Below are 5,860 nucleotides of genomic sequence, written 5' to 3' on the forward strand. Positions count from 1 at the left end.
ACGCGGCACAGGCCGAACTTGCGGTACACGGAGTGCGGACGGCCGCAGCGCTGGCAGCGGGTGTAGCCACGCACACCGAACTTCTCGCCGGACGGGTTCCCGTTCTGCTCCGGGGCGGCTTCCCGGGGTTCTCGTAAGGCCATGGCGGCCGTTCCTTTCTTCGGTCGGTGGGGGTCCCTGGAGCCGCCCCGCCCGTCACCAGGACGGGACGTGCAGGATCTCCAGTACGGCTGCGGAGAAGCTGAAGCCCGCGCCCGCCGCGACGACCAGGACGAGGTCGCCCGGTCCGACGGCGCGCTCCAGCACGAGGTGCTCGATGCCGAGGAACTGGTCACCGGGGCCGATGTGCCCGTAGCGGCGGCCCACCTCCCAGGTGCTCTGCTTCTCGGTGAAACCGAGCAGATCGAAGTTCTCGGGCGCCTTGTTGCGGTGCACGTTGGGCGTGACCACGCGGGAGATGTCCTGCGTGGTCACCCCGGCCTCGGCCAGGACGCGTGAGGTGGTGGCCATGAGGGCCGCCTCGTAGCGCTCCCAGGAGCCCTCCGCCTCCTTCGTCACCGCGTGCTGGGCGCCGCGCTCGCGCAGCCGCACCTCGGCGCCGGGCTTGGTGTCGAACGGTTCCAGCCCGCGGTTCCACCGCTCCAGCGAGTTGTCGGCGCCCAGCGTGGCCGCCACCAGCCGGGCGAACCCCGTGCGCCCGGACAGCACCAGCGCGCTGCCGCCGTCCGCGAAGACGAAGTTGAGCTGGATGTTCCAGCGGTCGACCCAGGGCGCGGCGAACCGGTCGCCGGTGGTGATCAGCACCTCGGTGGCGAGACCGGCGCCGATGTAGCCGGCGGCCAGGCTCAGCGAGCCCAGGGCGCCGTTGCAGCGCTGCTGGAGGTCGAAGCCGGGAGCGGCGGTACCGACGGTCTCGTTCGCGACGTAGGCCGCGGTGGGCCACATGTCGTGCCCCTGGTAGCTGCTGGACGCGTGCAGGACCAGCCCGACGTCCTCCGGGTCGACGCCGGAGCGCGCCACGGCCAGCCGGCCCGCGCGTACGGCCATCTCGGGAGCGGAGAGGTCGTCGGAGACTGCGATGTGCTCGAAGCCCAGGTCGCGGTGGTCCTCGTCGACGAGACCGTCCGCTATGGCCTGGGTTACGGGGACCGTGTCCGGTAGCCAGGACCCGGCCGACGCGATGTAGAGGTCGTTCTCGAATTTCATGCCGTTCTCTCTCTCGGGTGTGATGGCCTCGGCTGTTCGTCGGGGAGAGACCGACGGACGCCGTGTCGGCGGGCCGCCTCGCAGCTTCTCGCGACCCGCTGACACGGCGCTGACGCGCCCTCGCCCGGTCAGCTCACGGCGGTGGCCACGGTCCGCTGGAGCCGGTGCGCGAAGTGAGCGGTGACGGCCTGTGCGTGGGTGTCGATGTAGAAGTGGCCGCCCTCGTACTCGTTGTGGCCCAGGTACGCCGGTGTGCGCCCCGCCCAGTGGGACATGGCGTCCGGGTCCTCCTGGAGCGGGTCGCTGCGGCCGCCGTAGGAGGCGAGCGGGCAGCTGACGCCGGCGCCGTCGTCGTCGTAGTCCCCGGCGACCCTGAGGTCGGAGCGGAGTGCGGGCACGACGAGCGCGAGCATCTCGGGGTTGTCGTAGACCTCGGCCGGGAAGGAGCCCAACTTCTTGATCCACTCGACCAGTTCCGGTTCCGGCATCCGGCTCTGCTCCTCGGTCGGCTTGAAGAAGCCCACCGGCGACCAGCCGGACATGCCGACCATCACCGGCGCCCTGCCGCCCTCCTCCTCCATGCGGATGGCCAGCCGGAAGGCCAGCTGGGCGCCGAGGCAGTGCCCGAACAGGGCGAACGGCCGCTCGTCCAGGTCGTTCAGCACCGCCTCGTGCAGGGCGTCGAGCAGCGGCCAGAACTCCTCGTGCGTCGGCTCCTCCCGGCGGTTGTGGCGGCCGGGCAGGGTGACGGCCTGCGGGGAGATGTCCGGCGGCAGCAGGCGTTCCCAGTCGCGGTAGATGATGGCGCCGCTGCCCGCGTGGGGCAGCAGGAACAGCCGGATCGAGGCGTCGGGCGAGGGCTCCACGGGGTGGAACCAGTGCCCCTCGCTGGACATCTGGCTGCCGATGGTGCCGATGGCGGTGGTCACGACTGCGTACTCCCAACGGTGGTGGACGAACCGAGGGCGCGCACGGCGGGCAGCAGCACCTCGGCGATCTCCTTCAACTGCGCTTCCGGGTCCAGGGATCCGATCCGTACGACCAGGTGCCGGGCGCCGGCGCGGACGTAGCCGCCGAGCCACTCGGCGCACTTCTCGGCGCTGCCCCAGGCGTAGGCCTGGATGGTCCGCATCTGCTCCAGGGAACGGCCGTAGTAGTGGCTGATGTAGTGCTCCAGTTCGGCCCTGGCGGCGCTCTCGTCGGCGTTGACCGTGACCGTGGCGTACAGCGCGGGCGTCACCTCGCGGCCCGCCTCGCCCGCGAGTTCGGCGAGCCGGGCGCGGGCGCGGGCGTAGGCGTCGACGTCGGGCAGGAACGGCAGCCAGCCGTCGTAGCGGGTCGCCGCGCGGGCGAGCACCTTCGGCGTGTCGCTGCCGGCCAGCCAGAGCGGCGGGCCGCCGGGGACGGCGGGGGACGGGAGCCGGTCGAGGTTCTCGGCCTGCCAGAACCTGCCCTCGAACTCGGCGGGTTCGCCCTTCTCGCCGGAGCGCCAGGCGGTGCGCCACAGGGCGGTGATCTCGTCGAGGCGGCCCACGCGGCCCTGGAAGGAGGCGCCGACCGAGGCGAACTCCTCCTCGGTCTCGGCCATCGGGAAGCCCGAGCCGAGGCCGAGCACCAGCCGGCCGGCCGCGACATGGCTGAGGCTCGCGATCATGTTGGCGCCGATCAGGGGGTGGCGCAGGGCCGGGGTGAGGGCCGCCGTGCCGACCGTGATGCGCTGGGTCGCCGCCGCGGCGGCCGAGAGGACGACCAGGGGGTCCAGGCGGGGCCGGGCGGTGAGCGAGTCACCGGCCCACAGCGAGTCGAAGCCGAGGGCCTCCGCGCTCCTCGCGAAGTCGAGGAGCGGGGCGGCGGCATAGCTGCCGTTGATGGCCTGCTCCCGGGTGGGCAGGAGGATGCCGATCCGTGGTGAAGTCACACTGTGCTCCCAAGTGGGTCCCTGGCCGGTGTCGTCAGCTGCTCCCGCACCGCGCGGCGGAGGATCTTCCCCGACGGGTTGCGGGGAAGGGACTCGGTGAAGTGGTAGGTGCCGGGGATCTTGTAGTCGGCGATGCGGCCCCGCAGGGACAGCAGGAGTTCCCGGGGGGTGGCCGTGGCGCCGGGCCGCAGCACCACCACCGCGTGGACGCTCTCGCCCCAGCGGTCGTCGGGCAGCCCGACCACGGCCGCGTCCGCGACGGCCGGGTGCGCGGCGAGGGCCTTCTCGACCTCCGCCGGGTAGATGTTCTGGCCGGCCACGATGATCGTGTCGTTGATGCGGTCGCACAGGTGGAGGTGGCCGTCCTCGTCGAGGTAGCCGGCGTCGCCCATGTGCAGCCACTCCCCCACCAGGGTGCGGGCGGTGGCCTCGGGCAGGTTCCAGTAGCCGAGCATCCGGGAGGGGGCGCGGACGCAGATCTGCCCGATGGCGCCGGCCGGCAGGGTCTCGCCGTCGGGGCCGATCACCTTGATCTCGTTGCCGGGGCAGGCCTTGCCGACGGAGTTGAGCACCTTGCTGCCGGGGTGGTGGGCCGCGGGCGGGAGACAGACCGCGACGCTGCCGGTCTCGGTGCTGGCGTAGATCTGCGCGAACTCGCAGCGGTAGGTCTCCAGGCACTGCTTGAGCAGCGTCTCGGACATGGGCGCGGCGCCGTAGGCGATCTTGCGCAGCGAGGTGAACGCCTCGGGCCCGGCCCCGCGTTCGGCCGCCATCGCCTGGAGCATCGCGGGGGCGGCGAAGGCGGTGGTGACGCGGTGGGCGCGGATGAGGCGTACGGCCTCCTGCGGGTCGAACTGCGGCATGATCACGTTGGTGCCGCCGGCGTTGAAGGTGTGCAGGAACCAGCCGATGCCGGCGACGCCGAAGCCCGGCAGGGAGATCAGGGCGACGTCCTCGGGCAGCCAGTCGATCCAGTCCACCCCGTGCGCGCGGCTGGCGTGCGGCAGGGTGAAGAAGCTGCGGTGGGCGAGGACCGCGCCCTTGGGCAGGCCGGTGGTGCCGCTGGTGTAGATCTGGATGACGGCGTCGTCGGGGCCGGTGCCGGGTGCGAGGTCGCTGTCGGGCTGGTCGGCGGCCCAGGCGAGCAGCCCGGCGCCGCGCGAGGGTTCGCCGTCGGCGTCGGTGCCGTCGACCCGGATCACCCGGCGCAGGCCGCGCAGTTGGTGGCGGACCGTGGCGACGGTGTCCCAGAACTCGTCGTCCACGAAGATCAGCGCGGCGCCGGAGTCGCGCAGGATGTGGTCGACCTCGTTCGGGGTGAGCCGCCAGTTGACCGGTACGAGGACCGCGCCGGCCTTGGCGCAGGCGATCATCACGAGGTAGTAGTTCGCCGACTCGCGGCCCAGGTAGGCGACCCGGTCGCCGCGCCTGACCCCGCTGGTGTGCAGGGCGTGCGCGGCCTGGTTGCTGTCCCGGTGCAGCTTGTCGTAGGTGGTGACGCGGCCCTCGCAGACGATCGCCGGGTGGTCGGGGCGGGTGCCGGCGTGGGCGCGGGCGGAGTGGTGGAGCGTCCAGCGCTCCCTCGGTATGTCGGTCATGGTGGTTTCCCGTCCCTTGCTGTTCACGCTGCCGGGGCGAGCTGCCCGTCGACGAACAGGGCCAGCGCGCGGACCGTGGGGTGGTCGTGGGTGAGGGAGGCCGGCAGGGGCAGCCGGAAGGCCTGTTCCAGCGCGGCCTTGACCTGCTGGGCCATCAGGGAGTCCAGGCCCAGCGAGACGAACTCGGTGGTCGTGTCCAGCTCGTCGCCCTCCTCCAGATGCAGTACGGCGGCGACCTTCTCGCGGACCACGGAGGTGACGGCGGCCAGGCGTTCGGCCTCGGGCAGCGCAGCCAGCGCGCCGAGGTCGAGGCCGGTGCCGTCGTCGTCGGCCGCCTGCCGGGCGAGCCGGTCGAAGAACAGGTCGCCGGTGACGCTGCCGGAGACGTAGCGGTCCCAGTCGAACTCGCCGACGATCCGCTGGGTGCGCGGCCGGCCCCAGAGCCGGGCGAGGGTGTCCAGGGCGCGGGTCGGGGAGAAGAAGCGGACGCCGCTGCGTTCGATCTCCTGGCTGAGGTGCTCCTCCAGGCGGGCGGACATGCCGACCCTCGCCCAGGCGCCCCAGTTGACCGAGAGACCCGGCACCCCGCGCCGGCCGCGCCACTCGGCGAGCGCGTCGAGCCCGGCGCTGGCGGCGGCGTAGTGGCCCTGGGTGGCGCCGCCGAGCACGGAGGCGATCGAGGAGTAGGTGACGAAGAAGTCCAGCTCCGGGAAGGAGCTCTCGGCCGCCTCGTGCAGCAGCCAGCCGCCGTAGGCCTTCGCCGCGAGCTGGGCGTCGATGGACTCCCAGGTCAGCTCGGAGATCAGCTTCTTGTCGTAGGAGCCGGCCGCGTGCACGATCCCGCCGACCGGGTGGGGGCCCGCCGCGAGCCGGCGCACCAGCCGCTGGACGTCCTGCGGCCGGGAGACGTCGGCGCGTACGACGTCGATCTCGGCCTCGGCCGCGAGGTCGGCGAGGACCGGCGAGGCCTCCTCGGTGGCCCGGCCGCCGCGGCTGACCAGGGTGAGGTGCCGGGCGCCGAGCGCGGCCAGCTTCCGGGCGGTGACCAGGCCCAGGCCGCCGAGCCCGCCGGTGACCAGGTAGGTGCGGTCGGGGCGGAGTCCGGTGGGGCCCTCGTCGGCCGGTTCCGGCCGGGCGG

General features: G+C 72.9%; 5 protein-coding genes and 1 pseudogene. All 6 read right to left on the minus strand.

All coding sequences use genetic code 11. The annotated features are described in order from the left end of the window. Positions 1-143 (minus strand): annotated as a pseudogene (locus tag ACWEN3_RS39340) (hypothetical protein); the annotation flags it as partial. A gap of 52 nt (positions 144-195) precedes the next feature. Further along, positions 196-1,206, minus strand: coding sequence for a ketoacyl-ACP synthase III family protein (locus ACWEN3_RS39345; protein ID WP_452981405.1), 1,011 nt, complete (start codon positions 1,204-1,206; stop codon positions 196-198). 128 nt (positions 1,207-1,334) lie between these two features. Then, on the minus strand, positions 1,335-2,102 hold the full coding sequence (locus tag ACWEN3_RS39350; RefSeq protein ID WP_452981417.1) for a thioesterase II family protein: 768 nt from the start codon (positions 2,100-2,102) through the stop codon (positions 1,335-1,337). Positions 2,103-2,131: 29 nt separating this feature from the next. Next, positions 2,132-3,124: an LLM class flavin-dependent oxidoreductase gene (locus tag ACWEN3_RS39355; protein ID WP_452981408.1), complete on the minus strand. Its 993-nt coding sequence runs from the start codon at positions 3,122-3,124 to the stop codon at positions 2,132-2,134. Continuing rightward, on the minus strand, positions 3,121-4,722 hold the full coding sequence (locus tag ACWEN3_RS39360; protein ID WP_452981411.1) for a long-chain-fatty-acid--CoA ligase: 1,602 nt from the start codon (positions 4,720-4,722) through the stop codon (positions 3,121-3,123). Before ACWEN3_RS39360 ends, ACWEN3_RS39355 begins: the two co-directional genes overlap by 4 nt. Before the next feature lie 23 nt (positions 4,723-4,745). Further along, positions 4,746-5,860: beta-ketoacyl reductase (locus tag ACWEN3_RS39365; protein WP_452981414.1), on the minus strand; the 1,115-nt coding region annotated here is incomplete at its 5' end.

The sequence above is a fragment of the Streptomyces sp. NPDC004561 genome (assembly GCF_053602155.1).

Excerpts from the sequence above, each read along its gene's own strand:
- ACWEN3_RS39345 (WP_452981405.1), bottom strand. The coding sequence starts at position 1,206 with ATGAAATTCGAGAACGACCTCTACATCGCGTCGGCCGGGTCCTGGCTA.
- ACWEN3_RS39360 (WP_452981411.1), bottom strand. The coding sequence starts at position 4,722 with ATGACCGACATACCGAGGGAGCGCTGGACGCTCCACCACTCCGCCCGC.
- ACWEN3_RS39350 (WP_452981417.1), bottom strand. The coding sequence starts at position 2,102 with ATGTCCAGCGAGGGGCACTGGTTCCACCCCGTGGAGCCCTCGCCCGAC.